Annotated in this window: 16 protein-coding genes; 4 read left to right on the top strand and 12 right to left on the bottom strand. The window is 60.3% G+C overall.

The window, feature by feature from the left end; genetic code table 11:
• Positions 1-78: 78 nt before the first annotated feature.
• The 4 genes from thrC to xerD form a co-directional block, all read right to left on the bottom strand.
• Positions 79-1488 carry a threonine synthase gene (gene thrC, locus PseuLF5_RS07220; RefSeq protein WP_123464957.1) on the bottom strand — a complete coding sequence of 470 codons (1410 nt, stop codon included), beginning with the start codon at positions 1486-1488 and terminating at the stop codon, positions 79-81.
• A 109-nt stretch (positions 1489-1597) separates the two neighbouring features.
• Positions 1598-2902 (bottom strand): homoserine dehydrogenase, encoded by a 1305-nt coding sequence (locus PseuLF5_RS07215; protein ID WP_123464955.1) that lies wholly within the window; start codon positions 2900-2902, stop codon positions 1598-1600.
• Positions 2903-3033: 131 nt separating this feature from the next.
• On the bottom strand, positions 3034-3765 hold the full coding sequence (gene dsbC / locus PseuLF5_RS07210) for a bifunctional protein-disulfide isomerase/oxidoreductase DsbC (RefSeq protein WP_064120585.1): 732 nt from the start codon (positions 3763-3765) through the stop codon (positions 3034-3036).
• 218 nt (positions 3766-3983) lie between these two features.
• Positions 3984-4880, bottom strand: coding sequence for a site-specific tyrosine recombinase XerD (xerD, locus tag PseuLF5_RS07205; protein WP_267799559.1), 897 nt, complete (start codon positions 4878-4880; stop codon positions 3984-3986).
• 108 nt (positions 4881-4988) lie between these two features.
• Between xerD and PseuLF5_RS07200 the strand changes: the two genes are divergently transcribed.
• Positions 4989-6797 carry a cation:proton antiporter gene (locus PseuLF5_RS07200; RefSeq protein ID WP_340133287.1) on the top strand — a complete coding sequence of 603 codons (1809 nt, stop codon included), beginning with the start codon at positions 4989-4991 and terminating at the stop codon, positions 6795-6797.
• Between the two features lie 118 nt (positions 6798-6915).
• On the opposite strand, the gene PseuLF5_RS07195 is transcribed toward PseuLF5_RS07200, so the two are convergent.
• From PseuLF5_RS07195 to ffh, 6 genes are all read right to left on the bottom strand, one after another.
• Positions 6916-7329: an acyl-CoA thioesterase gene (locus PseuLF5_RS07195; protein ID WP_041063151.1), complete on the bottom strand. Its 414-nt coding sequence runs from the start codon at positions 7327-7329 to the stop codon at positions 6916-6918.
• A 91-nt stretch (positions 7330-7420) separates the two neighbouring features.
• A complete protein-coding gene (gene rplS, locus PseuLF5_RS07190; RefSeq protein WP_003175895.1) occupies positions 7421-7771 on the bottom strand; it encodes a 50S ribosomal protein L19 in 351 nt (116 codons plus the stop codon).
• A 45-nt stretch (positions 7772-7816) separates the two neighbouring features.
• Positions 7817-8569, bottom strand: coding sequence for a tRNA (guanosine(37)-N1)-methyltransferase TrmD (gene trmD, locus PseuLF5_RS07185; protein ID WP_090281920.1), 753 nt, complete (start codon positions 8567-8569; stop codon positions 7817-7819).
• A gap of 2 nt (positions 8570-8571) precedes the next feature.
• Positions 8572-9108 carry a ribosome maturation factor RimM gene (rimM, locus tag PseuLF5_RS07180; protein ID WP_085688896.1) on the bottom strand — a complete coding sequence of 179 codons (537 nt, stop codon included), beginning with the start codon at positions 9106-9108 and terminating at the stop codon, positions 8572-8574.
• 5 nt (positions 9109-9113) lie between these two features.
• Positions 9114-9365 (bottom strand): 30S ribosomal protein S16, encoded by a 252-nt coding sequence (gene rpsP / locus PseuLF5_RS07175; protein WP_003198088.1) that lies wholly within the window; start codon positions 9363-9365, stop codon positions 9114-9116.
• A gap of 311 nt (positions 9366-9676) precedes the next feature.
• Entirely contained in the window at positions 9677-11053 is a 1377-nt protein-coding gene (ffh, locus tag PseuLF5_RS07170; protein ID WP_123464947.1) for a signal recognition particle protein, read from the bottom strand.
• 210 nt (positions 11054-11263) lie between these two features.
• Here ffh and PseuLF5_RS07165 point away from each other — a divergent pair, with 210 nt between their 5' ends.
• The 3 genes from PseuLF5_RS07165 to PseuLF5_RS07155 all read left to right on the top strand — a co-directional run bounded on the left by PseuLF5_RS07165 (position 11264) and on the right by PseuLF5_RS07155 (position 14929).
• The gene (locus PseuLF5_RS07165) at positions 11264-12076 is read left to right on the top strand and encodes a cytochrome C assembly family protein (protein ID WP_123464945.1); all 813 of its coding nucleotides are present in this window, start codon (positions 11264-11266) and stop codon (positions 12074-12076) included.
• Between the two features lie 12 nt (positions 12077-12088).
• The gene (locus PseuLF5_RS07160) at positions 12089-13321 is read left to right on the top strand and encodes a transporter associated domain-containing protein (RefSeq protein WP_123464943.1); all 1233 of its coding nucleotides are present in this window, start codon (positions 12089-12091) and stop codon (positions 13319-13321) included.
• 291 nt (positions 13322-13612) lie between these two features.
• The gene (locus tag PseuLF5_RS07155) at positions 13613-14929 is read left to right on the top strand and encodes an MFS transporter (protein ID WP_128615563.1); all 1317 of its coding nucleotides are present in this window, start codon (positions 13613-13615) and stop codon (positions 14927-14929) included.
• A 114-nt stretch (positions 14930-15043) separates the two neighbouring features.
• Here PseuLF5_RS07155 and purT read toward each other — a convergent pair whose 3' ends face one another.
• Both purT and PseuLF5_RS07145 read right to left on the bottom strand, forming a co-directional pair.
• Entirely contained in the window at positions 15044-16225 is a 1182-nt protein-coding gene (purT, locus tag PseuLF5_RS07150) for a formate-dependent phosphoribosylglycinamide formyltransferase (protein ID WP_102900595.1), read from the bottom strand.
• 100 nt (positions 16226-16325) lie between these two features.
• On the bottom strand, positions 16326-16793 hold the full coding sequence (locus PseuLF5_RS07145; protein WP_128615564.1) for a VUT family protein: 468 nt from the start codon (positions 16791-16793) through the stop codon (positions 16326-16328).
• Between the last annotated feature and the right edge of the window lie 100 nt (positions 16794-16893).

The following is a 16893-nucleotide window of genomic DNA, read 5'->3' as shown; positions in this document are numbered from 1 at the left end:
AAAACCCGAACAGTGTGGCAGCAGAAACAAAAAAGCCCGTCAGGAGACGGGCTTCAAAATGTGACAGCTTTTACTGGCTTAAAGCGGCTTGCCGCGGTTGCCATGCTGGCTGACAAAGGCCTGTACGGCTTTCAGCTCGTTTGGCAGAACGGTGCAGCGTTCATTTCGCTCAAACAAATCAGAAAGATGTGCAGGCAGTTCGAGCGCTTTTCCTACACCGGCTTTCTCTACCGCATCCGGGAACTTCACCGGGTGAGCGGTGCCCAGAATCACCATCGGAATGTCCAGGCTGCGGCGGCATTCGCGGGCGGCCTTGACGCCGATCGCGGTGTGCGGGTCCAGCACTTCGCCGCACTGCTCGTAGACTTCAGCGATGGTTTCGCAGGTCTGCGCGTCATCCACGGCGAGCGAGTCGAACAGCTTGCGGGCTTCAGTCCAGCGCTCTTGCTCGACGCTGAAACCACCACCCTGCTTGAACGAATCCATCAGCCCGGCGATCGCTGCACCGTTGCGACCGTGCAGGTCGAACAGCAGGCGCTCGAAGTTCGACGAGACCATGATGTCCATCGACGGCGACAGCGTGGCGTGCAGGGTTTCCTTGACGTACTGATTGCCGCTCATGAAGCGGTGCAGGATGTCGTTGCGGTTGGTGGCGACGATCAACTGGTTGATCGGCAGGCCCATGTTGCGCGCCAGGTAACCGGCGAAGATGTCGCCGAAGTTACCGGTCGGCACCGAGAACGCCACCGAACGCGCCGGGCCGCCCAACTGCAGGGCGGCGTGGAAGTAGTAGACGATCTGGGCCATGATCCGCGCCCAGTTGATCGAGTTCACCGCCACCAGACGCGTGCCTTTGAGGAAGCTCTGGTCAGCGAAGCTGTTCTTGACCATTTCCTGGCAGTCATCGAAGTTGCCTTCGATGGCGATGTTGTGGATGTTCTCACCGAAAATCGTCGTCATCTGCCGACGCTGCACTTCGGACACGCGGTTGTGCGGGTGCAGGATGAAGATGTCGACATTTTCGCAGTGCTTGCAGCCTTCGATGGCAGCCGAACCGGTATCACCGGAGGTGGCGCCGACAATCACAACGCGCTCGCCGCGTTTTTCCAGCACATAGTCGAGCAGGCGGCCGAGCAGTTGCAGGGCGAAGTCCTTGAACGCCAGAGTCGGGCCGTGGAACAGCTCCAGCACCCATTCGTTGCCGTTCAGTTGACGCAGCGGCGCGACGGCGCTGTGCGAGAACACGCCGTAGGTTTCTTCGAGAATCTTTTTGAAATCGGCGTCAGGAATGCTGCCGGTGACAAACGGGCGCATGACGCGGAAAGCCAGCTCGTGATACGGCAGGCCGGCCCAGGAAGCGATTTCTTCCTGGGTGAAACGTGGCAGGTTTTCCGGGACGTACAGACCGCCATCGGTGGCCAGACCGGCCAGCAGGACGTCTTCGAAATTCAGGGCCGGTGCCTGGCCGCGGGTACTGATATAACGCATGTTTTCAAACCTTCGGTTTGAGCTTCAAGCTGCGAGCTACAAGCTGCAAGTAAAAGCCAGACCGCTTTTCTCTTGCCACTTGCAGCTCGAAGCTTGCAGCTGCTTCTGTTTAGTTCAGGTGCTCGACGCGGATCCGTACAACCGGACCATTCACGCCGGCCAGCGCCTCGAGGGCGGCGATCGCATCGTTGATACGCTGCTCGACCACGCGGTGGGTCAGCAGGATCATCGGCACCAGACCGTCTTGCTCTTCGACTTCCTTCTGCATGATCGACTCGATGTTGATGCCGCGCTCCGAGAGGATGCTCGCCACCTGAGCCAGTACGCCCGGATGGTCCTTGGCCTGAATGCGCAGGTAATACGCGCTTTCGCAGGCTTCGATCGGCAGGATCGGATGGGCCGACAGCGAGTCCGGCTGGAAGGCCAGGTGCGGCACGCGGTTTTCCGGGTCGGAGGTCATGGCGCGAACCACGTCGACCAGGTCGGCGATCACCGACGACGCGGTTGGCTCCATGCCGGCGCCAGCGCCGTAGAACAGGGTCGAGCCGGCGGCATCACCGTTGACCATCACCGCGTTCATCACACCGTTGACGTTGGCGATCAGACGATCGGCCGGGATCAGCGTCGGGTGTACGCGCAGCTCGATACCGGCCGCAGTGCTGCGAGCCACACCGAGGTGCTTGATGCGGTAGCCCAGCGCTTCGGCGTAGTTCACGTCAGCGGTGGTCAGTTTGGTGATGCCTTCGGTGTAAGCCTTGTCGAATTGCAGCGGAATACCGAACGCGATCGACGCCAGAATCGTCAGCTTGTGCGCGGCGTCGATGCCTTCGACGTCGAAGGTCGGATCGGCTTCGGCATAACCCAGCGCCTGCGCTTCGACCAGCACGTCTTCGAAGGTACGGCCCTTCTCGCGCATTTCGGTGAGGATGAAGTTGCCGGTGCCGTTGATGATCCCGGCAACCCAGTTGATGCGGTTGGCGGACAGGCCTTCGCGGATCGCCTTGATCACCGGAATGCCACCGGCCACCGCCGCTTCGAACGCGACGATCACGCCTTTCTCGCGTGCCTTGGCGAAAATTTCATTACCGTGAACGGCAATCAGAGCCTTGTTCGCGGTGACCACATGCTTGCCATTCTCGATGGCCTTGAGTACCAGCTCGCGGGCAACGGTGTAGCCGCCCATCAGCTCTATGACGATGTCGATCTCAGGGTTCGTGGCCACTTCGAAGACATCGGTGGTAATCGCAATACCGGTCGTCTGGAACTGAGGCTTTGGCGTGCGCATGGCAATTTGTGCCACTTCGATCCCACGCCCGGCACGACGAGCAATTTCCTCGGCGTTGCGCTGAAGTACGTTGAAGGTACCGCCACCGACGGTCCCTAACCCACAGATGCCTACTTTGACCGGATTCACTGTGAACTCCCCATAAAACGGCCGACGCTGGGTCGGCCGGAAAACAACCGCGTGCTCGCGGCCCTCTATTGATGGCCCGGCGATGCTGCTGCCGGACCATGATCGTCAACGGCTGACCGTGACGATGCGAATTACTTCGCGCCCAAGGCCAGTTTGGCGACTTGTGGCGCCGGCTGGTAGCCCGGAATGACTTGTCCGTCGGCCAAAACGATGGCCGGTGTGCCGTTCACGCCGATCGACTGACCGAGGGCGAACTGCTTCGAAACCGGGTTCTCGCACTTGGCGGCCTTGATTTCCTTGCCATCGACCATTTTGTCCATGGCGGCTTTCTTGTCTTTCGAGCACCACACGGCTTGCAACTGCTCGTCACCCGGTGAGCCGAGGCCCTGACGCGGGAAGGCCACATAACGCACTTCGATGCCGCGCTTGTTCAGCTCGGGCACTTCGGCGTGCAGCTTGTGGCAGTACGGGCAGGTGGTGTCGGTGAACACGGTGATGTGCGATTTGGTCTCGCCCACGGCCGGGTACACCACAGTCTCGGCCACCGGGATGGCGTTGACCAGTTTGGAGATGCCCAGGCGTTCGGTCTTCTCGGTCAGGTTGACCGGTTTGCCGTCCTTGAGCTGGAACAGATAGCCCTGAACGATGTACTGGCCATCGGCGCTGGCGTATAGCACGCGGCTGCCCTTGAGCTTGACTTCATACATGCCCGGCAACGGGCTGGCGCTGATGCTTTCTACCGGAACCTCGAGTTCGAGTTTTTCCAGGCTTTGACGAATGGCTTTGTCGGCCGCGTCATCGGCGACGGCAAAGGTGCTGACCAACGCAATGGCTGCGGCGGCGAAAATCTGGGTCAGACGCATGAGAACTCCTGAAGGCGGACAAATGAAGCGGTCAGAACGCCCGTGCCGGAACACCGGGTCATAACCGTCCATCGTGCAAACCGGCAAAGCCTAACACATAAGGTCACGGTGGCCGAATGCGCCTGACACAAGACACTCAAGGCCAACTGACACACATTATTGTGGCGAGGGGATTTATCCCCTCACCACAGGTACACACTCCACCATTGGAGATTTCATCAGCCGCGCGGGTGGTGTTTGGCGTGCAGGTCCTGCAGGCGGGCGCGGGCAACGTGAGTGTAGATCTGCGTAGTGGAAAGGTCGCTGTGCCCGAGCAACATCTGCACCACGCGCAAATCCGCGCCGTGATTGAGCAGGTGCGTGGCAAATGCGTGACGCAAGGTGTGCGGCGACAGCGACTTGCCAATCCCGGCGACCTTGGCCCAATGCTTGATGCGATGCCAGAAGGTCTGGCGGGTCATCTGTTCGCCGCGCTGGCTGGGGAACAGCACATCGCTGGGCCGGCCACCGAGCAGCTCGCTACGGCCATCGCGCATGTAACGCTCGACCCAGACGATCGCCTCCTCGCCCATCGGCACCAGCCGTTCCTTGCTGCCCTTGCCCATCACCCGCAACACGCCCTGGCGCAGGTTGACCTGCTCCAGCGTCAGGCTCACCAGTTCGGTCACCCGCAGCCCGCAGGCGTAGAGCACTTCAAGCATGGCGCGATCACGCTGGCCGATGGCTTCGCTCAGATCCGGCGCCTTCAGCAAGGCTTCCACGTCGGCTTCGGACAGGGATTTGGGCAGCGGTCGGCCAAGTTGTGGCATGTCGACGCGCAATGTCGGATCGACACTGATCAGCTTTTCCCGCAGCAAATAACGATAAAAGCCACGCACACCGGAGAGAAATCTCGCGGTGGAACGTGGTTTGTAGTTCTGCTCCAGACGCCAGGCCAAGTGGTCGAGGATCAATTCACGACCGGCGTTGATCAGCTCGAGGTTTTTCGCCTGCAGCCAGCCATTGAACAGCGCCAGGTCGCTGCGGTAGGCGCCGCGGGTGTTTTCCGACAGGCCCTTCTCCAGCCATAAAGCGTCGAGGAATTGGTCAATCAGCGGATGGTCAATAGCAGGCATGGGCGCTCAAGACACGCAACCTCGGGGATTGCGCGCAAATGTAGAGTGAACTGTAGGAATGGGCGCTAGTCTTTCATAGCCCGCTATTTCAAGGAACAGGGAGCTTCAATGAACGAGCAGCAAATTCTCTTGGCATTCGGCGGGATTGGCGCTGCTGCGCTGGGCTGTCAGTGGCTGGCGTGGCGCTTGAAGCTGCCGGCGATTCTGTTTCTGTTGCTGACCGGGATTCTCGCGGGACCGGTACTCGGCTGGCTCGATCCGCAGGAAATGTTCGGACCGCTGCTGATGCCTCTGGTGTCGCTGGCGGTGGCATTGATCCTGTTCGAGGGCAGCCTGACCCTGCATCTGTCTGAATGGCGCGAGATCGGCAGCGTCGTGCATCGTCTGGTGACCATCGGCGCCCTCGCCACCTGGGTAGTGATCGCCGTCGCCACGCATTTTCTACTCGGTTTCGACTGGCTGCTCGCCATCCTTTTCGGCAGCCTGACACTGGTGACCGGCCCGACGGTGATCGTGCCGATGTTGCGGGTGGTGCGCCCCAAAGCGTCGATCGCCAACATTCTGCGCTGGGAAGGTATCGTCATCGACCCGATCGGCGCCCTGCTCGCCGTGGTGGTCTACAGCTTCATCATTGCCAGCGGCGAGGGCCAGGGGCTCAAGCAGAGCCTGCTGACTTTCGGCGGCGTGATTCTCTGCGGCAGCGTGTTCGGGATTGTCGGTGGCTGGGTGCTCGGCACCATCATCCGTCGCCAGTGGCTGCCGGAGTATCTGCATAACCTCGCGTCGCTGGCGGCAGTGCTGGGGATTTTCATTGCAGCCAACCAAGTGATGCACGAGTCCGGCCTGCTGGCGGTGACGCTGATGGGCATGTGGCTGGCCAACATGAAGGGCGTGGATGTGCGGCACATTCTGCACTTCAAGGAAAACCTCAGTGTGCTGTTGATTTCCGGGCTGTTCATCTTGTTGGCGGCCCGTCTGGATCTGAATGCACTGATCGGCCTCGGCCCTTTGGTGCTGATCCTTCTGCTGGTGATTCAACTGATCGCGCGCCCGCTGAACGTACTGCTGAGTACCGCTGGCTCCAGCCTGAACTGGCGCGAGCGCGCCTTGCTGTGCTGGATCGCTCCGCGCGGGATCGTGGCGGCGGCGGTGTCGGCAATTTTCGCGATTCGCCTGGACGAAGCCGGGCACGAGGGTGCGCTGCTGCTGGTACCACTGACGTTTGCGGTGATCATCGGCACCGTGGTTCTGCAGAGCGCCACCGCTCGGCCACTGGCCCGCCTGCTGAAGGTGGCAGAACCGGCGCCGAGTGGTTTCCTGATCGTCGGCGCCAACAGCCCGGCGCGGGCGCTGGGCAAATCACTGCAGCAACTGGGTAGCCGCGTGCTGCTGACCGATTCGAGCTGGGAAAACATTCGTGCGGCGCGCATGGAAGGTCTGCCGACCTACTTCGGCAATCCGGCCTCGCAGCACGCCGACGCACATCTGGATCTGGTCGGGCTGGGGCATTTGCTGGCGCTGTCGCCCTCCGGTGAACTCAACACCCTGGCGGCGATGCGCTTTCGCCACGACTTCGGCCATCAGCGGCTGTTTGGCCTGGCCAGCGGCCATGAAAGCCGTCGCAGCGACAAACACCGAGCGAGTCTGGAACATCGTGGCAATCAACTGGGCAGCGAGGCGTTGACCTACGCGAAACTGGCCAGCCAGATGGGCCAGGGGGCCGAGCTGTACAGCACGACGTTGACCGATGGTTTCGGCTGGGAGGATTACCGGGCGCTGCATGGGAATCGTGCGACTTTGCTGTTTATGCGCGATGACAGCGGCTGGGTGCATGTGGTGACGCCGGAGACTGCTTTGAAACCAGGATCCGGGTGGACGCTGCTCGCGTTGATTCAGCCTGAGGCCAGCGGCGCCTGACCTGACGCCTTCGCGAACAAGCTCGCTCCCACAGGGTTCGTGTCGAACATAAAAACTGTGAACGACACACTTCCTGTGGGAGCGAGCTTGCTCGCGAACGGCTCGACTCTAATCTGGGTCAGGCAGCAAACCCGGGCAGCACTGGCACCGGCCGCTTGTCATCATCAATGGCGACAAAGCTGAACTGTCCGTGGATTGCCTTCTCGCGGCCATCACAGCTCATGCTCTCGACGAACACTTCCACCTCGACCTTGAGGCTGGTATTGCCGACTTTGATCACCCGTCCTACCAACTCGACGATGGAGCCGGCCGGGATCGCGTGGTTGAAGTCGATGCGGTCGGTGGACACGGTCACCAGCGGCAACCGGCAGAAGCGCGTGGCGGTGATGAACGACACCTCATCCATCCAGGCGAGCGCCGTGCCGCCGAACAGGGTGTTGTGGTGGTTGGTGGTCGGCGGGAAGACAGCCTTGGTCACGCGGGTTACCGAAAGTTCGGTGCGGCGCTGGATTTCCTGGTCACGGGTGGTCATGGTTCTGGCCTGAAACAAAAAAGCTGTGGATAAATTACGGGCAACAAAAAAGCAGCCCGTAGGCTGCTTTTTTCTGCATCGGAAGCTGGACTTAAGCCAGTTTTTCCTTGATGCGAGCTGCTTTACCCGACAGGTCGCGCAGGTAGTACAGCTTGGCTTTACGTACGTCACCGCGACGTTTAACAGCCATGCTGTCGATCTGCGGGGAGTAGGTCTGGAAAGTACGTTCTACGCCAACACCGTTGGAGATTTTACGCACGGTGAACGCACTGTTCACGCCGCGGTTACGCTTGGCGATTACAACGCCTTCGAACGCTTGCAGACGGGAACGATCGCCTTCCTTCACTTTCACCTGAACGACAATGGTGTCGCCCGGGGCAAAGGTAGGGATTTCTTTGGTCATCTGCTCTGCTTCGAGTGCAAGGATGATTTTGTTGGTCATGCTGTGCTCCTAAGGTAAATCGTCGGATCTACCATCGATACGTTGTTAACTATCGTCCCGCTCGCGGATGTATTCCTCGAGCAGCTTCTTCTCTTCTCCAGAAAGCGAGCGGCTTTCCAGAAGATCGGCGCGTCGTTCATAGGTCCTACCAAGGGACTGCTGTAAACGCCAACGCCGGATATGCGCGTGATTGCCACTCAGCAACACGTCGGGAACACGCTGATCCGCATACACCTCAGGTCGGGTGTAGTGCGGGCAATCCAGCAGACCATCCGTAAAGGAATCTTCCTCAGCGGAATCCGCATGCCCTAAAGCTCCAGGCAGCAGTCGTGTAACCGCATCGATCAGGACCATGGCCGGCAGCTCGCCGCCAGACAGTACATAGTCGCCAATCGACCACTCTTCATCGACATGAGCCTCAATAAAGCGCTCGTCAATGCCTTCATAGCGGCCGGCAATCAGGATCAGTGCATCCGATTGTGCCAGCTCGCGTACCGCCGACTGAGTCAGTTGACGGCCTTGGGGGGACAGGTAAATCACCTTCGCCGCCTCCCCGGCTGCTGCCTTGGCCTGAACCAGAGCATCTTCCAGGGGCTTGATCTTCATCACCATGCCCGGACCACCGCCAAACGGGCGATCGTCCACAGTGTGATGCCGATCCGTCGTGTAATCTCGCGGATTCCAACAGGTCAGCTGCAAGAGCCCCTGTTTGACCGCACGACTGGTGATGCCGTAGTCGCCAATGGCGGAAAACATCTCGGGAAACAAACTGATCACTTCTACGCGCAAATTAGCCACGTTTAGAAGTCCGCATCCCAATCCACCTTCATCTCGCCCGCTGCTAGGTCGACAGCCAACACGCATTGCTCCGTATAGGGCAACAGGCGTTCACGATCATCCAGGCTGCCAGCGCAAGGCTTGACTACCATTACATCATTGGCGCCGGTTTCCAGAAGATGATCGATTTTCCCCAGCAATTGCCCGAGGGTGTCGATGACCTTCAGACCTTCCAGCTGGTACCAGTAGTACTCGCCTTCGGTCAATTCAGCGAACAGGTTGCGCGGCACGCAGATCTCATAACCGGCCAGAAGACGAGCTTCTTCACGATCATCGAGACCCTTGAGCTTTGCGACCAGGAACTTATCGCTCCCGCGTCCACTGACCAGCTCGACCTGTTTGACATTGCCTTCGCGCTTGAGCGTCCAGGTTTTGTACTGCAACAGGTTTTCAGTCGGATCAGTAAAGGAATAAACCTTCACTTCGCCGCGAACGCCGTGAACAGAATAAATTTTGCCAATAACGATCAAATCATCGGCAACAGCAGGCGTCGCGTTCATATTGCTCAGGCCGCAGCCTTGGCAGATTCCTTCAACAACTGAGCAACGCGCTCAGAAGGTTGTGCACCAACGCTCAGCCAGTAGGCAACGCGCTCTTGGTTCACGGACAGACGGACTTCCTGACCACGGGCAACAGGGTTGAAGAAGCCAACCTGTTCTTTGTGGGAGCCGTCACGCGGGTTACGCGAGTCGGTTACGGTCAGGTGGTAAAACGGGCGCTTTTTGGAGCCGCCAAGGGCAAGACGGATTGTTAGCATGTGAACATCGTTCCTGTAGTCGGTGCTGCAAATCTAAATGCACAGCGGGCATGGGTGCCCGAAAGGCCGCATATTCTAAGGAATATCCGGACTTTTGCAAATGACTTTTTCCGGCGCCTATGGCATGCCGTGCAGATTTGCATAGAGAGCCGTCGATGAAAACGGCCAGTCAGCTCCCGCCGAGTGCGGGTTTGCTGTTGATCCTGCGTCCTTGCAGGGTCTGCGCCGGTGCGACGACCGGCGAAGTCTTAGTGTCCTGTCTCACCCATTTCACTCGCCATAAGCGAGCAGAATGGGTGAGACGGGGCACCTTACATTTTTGGCATGCCGCCGCCGGGCAACATACCGCCCATACCGCGCATCATTTTTGCCATACCGCCTTTGGCGGTGAATTTTTTCATCATCTTCTGCATCTGCTTGTGCTGCTTGATCAAGCGGCCGATGTCCTGCACCTGGGTGCCGGAACCCATGGCGATCCGGCGTTTGCGCGAACCGCTGATCAGCTCAGGGTCACGGCGCTCGGCCGGGGTCATGGAATTGATGATGGCTTCCATCTGTTTGAACTGCTTCTCTGCAGCATTCTGGGCATTGCCCATCTGCGACAGGTTGACACCGCCGATGCTCGGCAGTTTGTCCATGAGGCCGCCGAGGCCGCCCATGTTCTTCATCTGTTGCAGCTGATCGCGGAAGTCTTCGAGGTCGAAGCCCTTGCCCTTCTTCAGCTTCTTGGCCAGCTTGTCGGCCTTGTCCTTGTCGAGCGTCGCTTCAGCCTGCTCGATCAGGCTGAGCACGTCGCCCATGCCGAGAATCCGCGAAGCGATACGCTCGGGGTGGAACGGATCGAGCGCTTCGCTCTTCTCGCCCATACCGATGAACTTGATCGGCTTGCCGGTGATGGCGCGCACCGACAGGGCGGCACCGCCACGGGCGTCGCCGTCGACCTTGGTCAGGATCACGCCGGTCAGCGGCAGCGCATCACCGAAGGCCTTCGCCGTGTTGGCGGCATCCTGACCGGTCATGGCATCGACCACGAACAGGGTTTCGACCGGGTTGATCGCGGCATGCAACGCCTTGATCTCGCCCATCATCTCTTCGTCGATGTGCAGGCGACCGGCGGTGTCGACGATGACCACGTCGATGAATTTCAGCTTGGCTTCTTTAATAGCCGCGCTGGCGATGTCGACCGGCTTCTGGCTCAGATCGGACGGGAAGAACGTCACGCCGATGTCGTTGGCCAGGGTTTCCAGCTGTTTAATAGCCGCAGGACGATAAACGTCCGCCGACACGACCATCACCGACTTCTTCTTGCGCTCTTTGAGGAAGCGCGCGAGTTTGCCGGCGGTGGTGGTTTTACCGGCACCCTGCAGACCGGCCATCAGAATAACGGCTGGCGGCACGGCGCTCAGGTTCAAGTCTTCGTTGGCCGCACCCATCAGGCTTTCGAGTTCGGCCTGGACGATTTTCACGAACGCCTGACCCGGCGTCAGGCTGCGCGACACCTCGGTGCCGACAGCGCGCTCCTTGACCGAATTGACGAAGTCCTTGACCACCGGCAGGGCGACGTCGGCTTCGAGCAACGCCATGCGCACTTCGCGCAGGGTGTCTTTGATGTTGTCCTCGGTCAGCTTCGCCTTGCCGGTGACATGGCGCAGCGTCTGCGAGAGACGGTCGGTTAAGTTTTCAAACATTGCGCGATCCTTTCAGGCCCTGTGTAGACCGGGATAATGGCGGCCCAGACCGGATTCAACTTGTGCTCGGCGAGCCTGCGGCGTGGGCAGGTCGCGGATTATAGCGAAGACTGCGGCCGGCGGACACCTCGCTGTCAGCTTCCTGAGTCTTTCGTGCCATGGCGGTTCTATGCCAAACTCAGCGCCTTTCGGGCTTGCCTAACAGGATTTATGCTCCCCTTGTCACCCAGTTTGCTGACCACCCTCGCCGCCGCCCTTCTATATGCCGCTGCGACCCTTTATCAGAGCACCCGTCTGGCCACCGGCGCCAAGGCGAACAAGCGCCTGCTCGTTAGCCTCGGCGTACTCGCCGTGGTCGCCCATAGCGCCAGCCTGCTCACGCACCTGCTGACCCCGATCGGCCTGGGCCTGGATTTCTTCAGTGCCTCCAGCCTGATTGCAGCGGCGGTGATTGCCCTGACCCTGCTCGCCTGCTCGCGCATACCGGTGGAAAACCTGCTGGTGCTGCTGTTCCCGCTGGGCGCGGTGACCGTGCTGCTGGCGCAGTTCGCGCCGGCCGGCACCGTGCAGATCATTGATGAAGAGCCGGGCATCCTCGCGCACATTCTGTTGTCGATCCTCGCCTACGGCATGTTCACCATCGCGGTGTTTCAGGCCTTGTTGCTGCTGGTGCAAGATCACCAGCTCAAGCACAAGCACCCGTCCGGGCTGATCAAGAATTTCCCGCCGCTGCAAACCATGGAAAGCCTGCTGTTCGGCTTCCTCTGGGCAGGCTGGACGCTGCTGTCGCTGTCGCTGATTTCCGGCTGGCTGTTCGTCGAGAACCTGTTCGCCCAGCATCTGGTGCACAAGACCCTGCTGGCGTGCCTGGCCTGGGTGGTGTTCAGCGTGCTGTTGTGGGGCCGCAACCGTCTCGGCTGGCGTGGCCACAAGGCGATTCGCTGGACGCTCGCCGGTTTCTGCCTGCTGATGTTGGCGTACTTCGGCAGCAAACTGGTTCGTGAATACATCCTGCACATCTGACGGGCGGCATAAATGGACGGTTTGCCCATAGGGCCGATGCTTGCGGTATTTGTTCTGCTGGTTTTGTGGTCGGGGCTGTTTACCGCCGTCGAAATCGCGCAGCAACACCTGCTCGCGCAACGCGCCGCCTCGCGTGCCAGCGATAAGCCACTGGCGAAGCTGAGCTTCCCGCTCGACAGCCTGATCCTCTGCAACACCCTGTGCCGCGCCCTCGCGATGGTCATTGCCACGTTGCTGGCAATTTTTCTCTGTGAAGAAAACGGCCCTTGGGCGGCGTGCCTCGGTGCCGGTGCCATCCTGCTGGTGTTTGCCGATTACTTCCCGCGTACGGTTGCCCAACGCTACCCCGATGCCGTGCTCGCCTTCGGCAATACCCTGTTAGGCGTTCCGCTGAAGATCGTTTATCCGTTCGCCTGGCTGTTCAGCCGCCTCAGCGGCCTGTTGATGACGCCGTTTGTGCGCAAGGCCCAGGTGGTGCAACAGAGTGAAGATGAAGTGCCGGCCGACCGTTATGACGATCCGGAACACCCGGTCCGGGCACACCCGGTTGCGGGTATTCATGCGCTGGACAACATCACGGTCAACGACATTCTGGTGCCACGCAGTGACGTCGACGGCATCAACCTCGACGACTCGATCGAAGAAATCATCGAACAACTGCGGCATAACAAGCGCACGCGCCTGCCGGTGTTCCATAGCGACATCAATCAGGTCGAAGCGGTGCTCAATACCCGGCAGATCCGGCATCTGCTGAACAACGGTGATCTGACCCGCGAAGCGCTGCTGGCCGCCAGTTACGAACCGTACTTCGTGCCGGAAAGCACGCCACTGCAACTGCAATTATTGAACTTCCACAAGCAGCAGCGGCGTCTGGGCATGGTGGTGGACGAATACGGTGAAGTGCTGGGCATCGTCACCCTGGAAGACATTCTCGAAGAGATCGTCGGCGAATTCGAAAGCGAGCACAGTCTCGACAACCCGCACATTCATCCGCAGGCGGATGGGCGGATGGTGATCGACGGCACCGCGTCGATCCGTGAGCTGAACAAATGCCTGGGCTGGCATTTGCCGAGCGATGGACCGAAGACGCTGAATGGTCTGGTGACCGAGGCGTTGGAGACGATTCCCGAGAGCGCGGTTTGCTTGAAGATCGGACGTTATCGCCTGGAGATTCTCGAGACCGAAGAGAACCGGGTGAGCAAGGTGTTGATCTGGCATACGAGCCTGGTGCCGGCCAAGGTTTAAAGCTTTTTTGGCGAGGGCGCTTGCGACCTCGCCACAGAATCACTGGACTGCAGATTGCGGTGATTTTTTATCCCTCTTGTTTGATCGTTAGCCCGCTTCCTATAATCAAGCCGCTTACCCAAGCACCGCCAAACCTCGTGCTTACCCCGCACCCGAAAGGTTTCGGCCATTTCCTCTGCATTCCGGCGACTGTTCCTACCTGAAACAGCGACCGCGCCTCATCCCACATCCCTGGGTGCTCGACCATAATAATTCGCTCCAATGGAGCTCATGACTGTCAGGGATCACCGCATGACAACCAGCACCGCTTACAGCGCCACCGCGCCTGCCCAACCGACCAACTCCGCCACCCGCGTGGCCACGGCGAGTTTTATCGGCACGGCCATCGAGTTCTATGACTTCTACGTTTACGCCACCGCTGCCGCGCTGGTGATCGGGCCGGTGTTCTTTCCACAGACGTCCGGCACCGCGCAGATGCTCTCGGCGTTTCTCACGTTCGGCATCGCCTTCCTCGCCCGCCCCCTGGGCTCAGCGCTGTTCGGCCATTTCGGTGACCGTATCGGGCGCAAATCGACGCTGGTCGCTTCTTTGCTGCTGATGGGTGTCTGTACGACGCTGATCGGCGTGCTGCCGGGTTACGCCAGCATCGGGGCCTGGGCGCCGATTCTGCTGTGCGTGCTGCGTTTCGGTCAGGGCCTGGGCCTGGGCGGCGAATGGGGTGGGGCGGCGCTGCTGGCGACGGAAAACGCACCGAAAGGCAAACGGGCGTGGTTCGGCATGTTCCCGCAGCTCGGCCCGTCGATTGGTTTCCTTGCCGCCAACGGCTTGTTTCTGACACTGGCCATGACCCTCAGCGATGAGCAGTTCCGCAGTTGGGGCTGGCGGATTCCGTTTCTGCTCAGTGCGGCGCTGGTGATGGTCGGCCTGTACGTGCGCCTCAAGCTCCACGAAACCCCGGTGTTCGCCAACGCCATTGCCCGTCAGGAACGGGTGAAAGTGCCGCTGGTCGAGCTGTTCAGCCAGTATTGGGCGCCGACCCTGCTCGGTGCGGCGGCCATGGTGGTGTGCTACGCGCTGTTTTACATCTCGACCGTATTTTCCCTGAGCTACGGCGTGTCCACCCTTGGCTACAGCCGCGAGACGTTCCTAGGATTGCTGTGCTTTGCCGTGCTGTTCATGGCCGCAGCAACGCCGCTGTCCGCCTGGGCCAGCGACCGTTACGGGCGCAAACCGGTGCTGATCATTGGTGGCGTGCTGGCGATCCTGTCTGGCTTCCTGATGGAGCCGCTGCTGACTCAGGGCTCGACCTGGGGGGTGGCGCTGTTCCTGTGCATCGAGTTGTTCTTGATGGGCGTGACGTTTGCGCCAATGGGGGCGCTGTTGCCCGAGCTGTTTCCGACTCACGTGCGTTATACCGGCGCATCGGCCGCTTACAACCTGGGCGGAATCGTCGGCGCCTCGGCGGCACCGTTCTTCGCGCAGAAACTGGTGGCGATGGGCGGTTTGAGTTATGTCGGCGGGTATGTATCGGCGGCGGCAGTGCTTAGCCTGATAGCGGTGCTGTGCCTGAAGGAAACGCGTGGCAACGATCTGAATCAGGTTGCCTGACAGATCGCTATCGCGGGCAAGCCCGCTCCCACAGGGTTCTCCGTTGATCGCACATTTCGTGCACAACCAAAAAACCTGTGGGAGCGGGCTTGCCCGCGATAGACGCGCCTCGGTTTACAGCTCTACCACAACAGCCTGAGCAGCGCGGGTCGCCTTGGCTCGCGCAGCCTCGATCGACTCATCCCGCGCCAAGGCCACGCCCATGCGACGCTGACCATTGACTTCTGGCTTGCCGAACAGACGCAGCGCCGTATCCGGCTCGCTCAGCGCGGCGCCGAGGTTGGCGAAGGCAGTCTGGGTCGACTGCCCTTCCACCAGAATCACCGCCGAAGCCGAAGGGCCGAACTGACGGATCAGCGGCACCGGCAGGCCGAGAATGGCGCGTGCGTGCAGCGCAAACTGCGACAGGTCCTGGGAAATCAGGGTCACCAGACCGGTGTCATGCGGGCGCGGCGAAACTTCGCTGAACCACACCTGATCGCCCTTGATGAACAACTCGACGCCGAACAGACCACGACCACCCAGTGCTTCGGTGACCGCTTTGGCAACGCGCTCGGACTCGGCCAGGGCAATCGGGCTCATCGCCTGCGGCTGCCAGGACTCCTGATAGTCGCCCTTCTCCTGACGGTGACCGACAGGTGCACAGAACGTGGTGCCACCGATGTGGCGCACGGTCAGCAGGGTGATTTCGTAGTCGAAATCGATGAAGCCTTCAATGATCACCCGGCCCTTGCCGGCCCGGCCGCCTTCTTGCGCGTAATCCCAGGCTTTCTGCACATCATCGGCGCTGCGCAGCAGGCTCTGGCCTTTGCCCGAAGAACTCATCACTGGCTTGACCACGCACGGGAAGCCCAGGTCCTCAACGGCCTTGCTGTAATCCTCAAAGGTGTCGGCAAAGTGGTACGGCGAGGTCGGCAGGTCCAGCTCTTCAGCGGCCAGACGACGGATACCTTCGCGGTTCATGGTCAGTTGCGCGGCACGGGCGGTCGGGATCACGGTGAAGCCTTCGGCTTCCAGTTCGACCAGGGTGGCGGTGGCGATGGCTTCGATTTCCGGCACGATGAAGTGCGGCTTCTCGGCCTCGATCACCGCACGCAGGGCAGCACCGTCGAGCATGTTGATCACGTGGCTGCGGTGGGCAACCTGCATGGCCGGCGCGTTGGCGTAACGGTCGACGGCAATCACTTCAACGCCCAGGCGTTGCAGCTCGATCACCACTTCCTTGCCCAACTCACCACAGCCACACAGCAATACGCGGGTCGCGGTCGGCGACAATGGAGTTCCGATACGGGTCATCTCAGGTCCTCAAAGAAGCGGATCATCGAGGAAAGCAACGCCAGACGCGCTTTCCATGGGGAGAAAGCGCGGCATTTTACATGAACCCGAGGGTTTGGCTTCAGCTGGCGACAGCCTGTTTGCGCTCGCGCCAGGCCATGATCAGCCAAACGGCGGTGACACCGGCGAACTTCGAGGCCAGCGCGGTGATGATCACCGGCGGAGTCATCAGGTCGATCATGCCGAAGAAGATGAAAGTATCGAGGGGAATGCTCAACGCCGAGCTGATCCACAAGCGGTCGCGCAGCGGGCGTTTGGTGATGCTGAACACCAGCCAGTCGATGATTTCGGACACCGCGAACGCGGTGGCGCTGGCCAGGGCAATGGATGGATCGGACGTCACGTAAGACAGCACCAGCGCCGCCAGCATCGCCACGAGGGCGCCGTGGCCGAAACGGGCCTGCACCATGTCGCGCAACACGAACACCAGGCCACCCCAGGCCGACCAGATGATGTCCAGGTGCGGCGCGGTGGAGAAGGCGAAATTGATCAGCACGACGCTGCTGATGTAGGCGATGAGGAAAATCATGGGGGCGACCTGTCAGATTGGCGCACAGGTTACTTCAGAGATTGTTGTGGGCCAATAAGAAGTAGCGGCTGTGCGGGCCTCTTCGCGAGCAAGCTCGCTC

This window comes from Pseudomonas sp. LF-5 (assembly GCF_037626295.1).
Lineage (GTDB): Bacteria > Pseudomonadota > Gammaproteobacteria > Pseudomonadales > Pseudomonadaceae > Aquipseudomonas > Aquipseudomonas monsensis.
Note: the sequence above shows the minus strand (reverse complement) of the source record. Positions and strands in the feature narration are given on the sequence as shown.

Excerpts from the sequence above, each read along its gene's own strand:
- rimM (WP_085688896.1), bottom strand. The coding sequence starts at position 9,108 with ATGAACGCGACGCCTGCTGTTGCCGATGATTTGATCGTTATTGGCAAA.
- purT (WP_102900595.1), bottom strand. The coding sequence starts at position 16,225 with ATGACCCGTATCGGAACTCCATTGTCGCCGACCGCGACCCGCGTATTG.
- PseuLF5_RS07200 (WP_340133287.1), top strand. The coding sequence starts at position 4,989 with ATGAACGAGCAGCAAATTCTCTTGGCATTCGGCGGGATTGGCGCTGCT.
- PseuLF5_RS07155 (WP_128615563.1), top strand. The coding sequence starts at position 13,613 with ATGACAACCAGCACCGCTTACAGCGCCACCGCGCCTGCCCAACCGACC.
- PseuLF5_RS07145 (WP_128615564.1), bottom strand. The coding sequence starts at position 16,793 with ATGATTTTCCTCATCGCCTACATCAGCAGCGTCGTGCTGATCAATTTC.
- PseuLF5_RS07160 (WP_123464943.1), top strand. The coding sequence starts at position 12,089 with ATGGACGGTTTGCCCATAGGGCCGATGCTTGCGGTATTTGTTCTGCTG.
- rpsP (WP_003198088.1), bottom strand. The coding sequence starts at position 9,365 with ATGCTAACAATCCGTCTTGCCCTTGGCGGCTCCAAAAAGCGCCCGTTT.
- dsbC (WP_064120585.1), bottom strand. The coding sequence starts at position 3,765 with ATGCGTCTGACCCAGATTTTCGCCGCCGCAGCCATTGCGTTGGTCAGC.
- thrC (WP_123464957.1), bottom strand. The coding sequence starts at position 1,488 with ATGCGTTATATCAGTACCCGCGGCCAGGCACCGGCCCTGAATTTCGAA.
- ffh (WP_123464947.1), bottom strand. The coding sequence starts at position 11,053 with ATGTTTGAAAACTTAACCGACCGTCTCTCGCAGACGCTGCGCCATGTC.
- rplS (WP_003175895.1), bottom strand. The coding sequence starts at position 7,771 with ATGACCAACAAAATCATCCTTGCACTCGAAGCAGAGCAGATGACCAAA.
- xerD (WP_267799559.1), bottom strand. The coding sequence starts at position 4,880 with ATGCCTGCTATTGACCATCCGCTGATTGACCAATTCCTCGACGCTTTA.
- PseuLF5_RS07195 (WP_041063151.1), bottom strand. The coding sequence starts at position 7,329 with ATGACCACCCGTGACCAGGAAATCCAGCGCCGCACCGAACTTTCGGTA.
- PseuLF5_RS07165 (WP_123464945.1), top strand. The coding sequence starts at position 11,264 with ATGCTCCCCTTGTCACCCAGTTTGCTGACCACCCTCGCCGCCGCCCTT.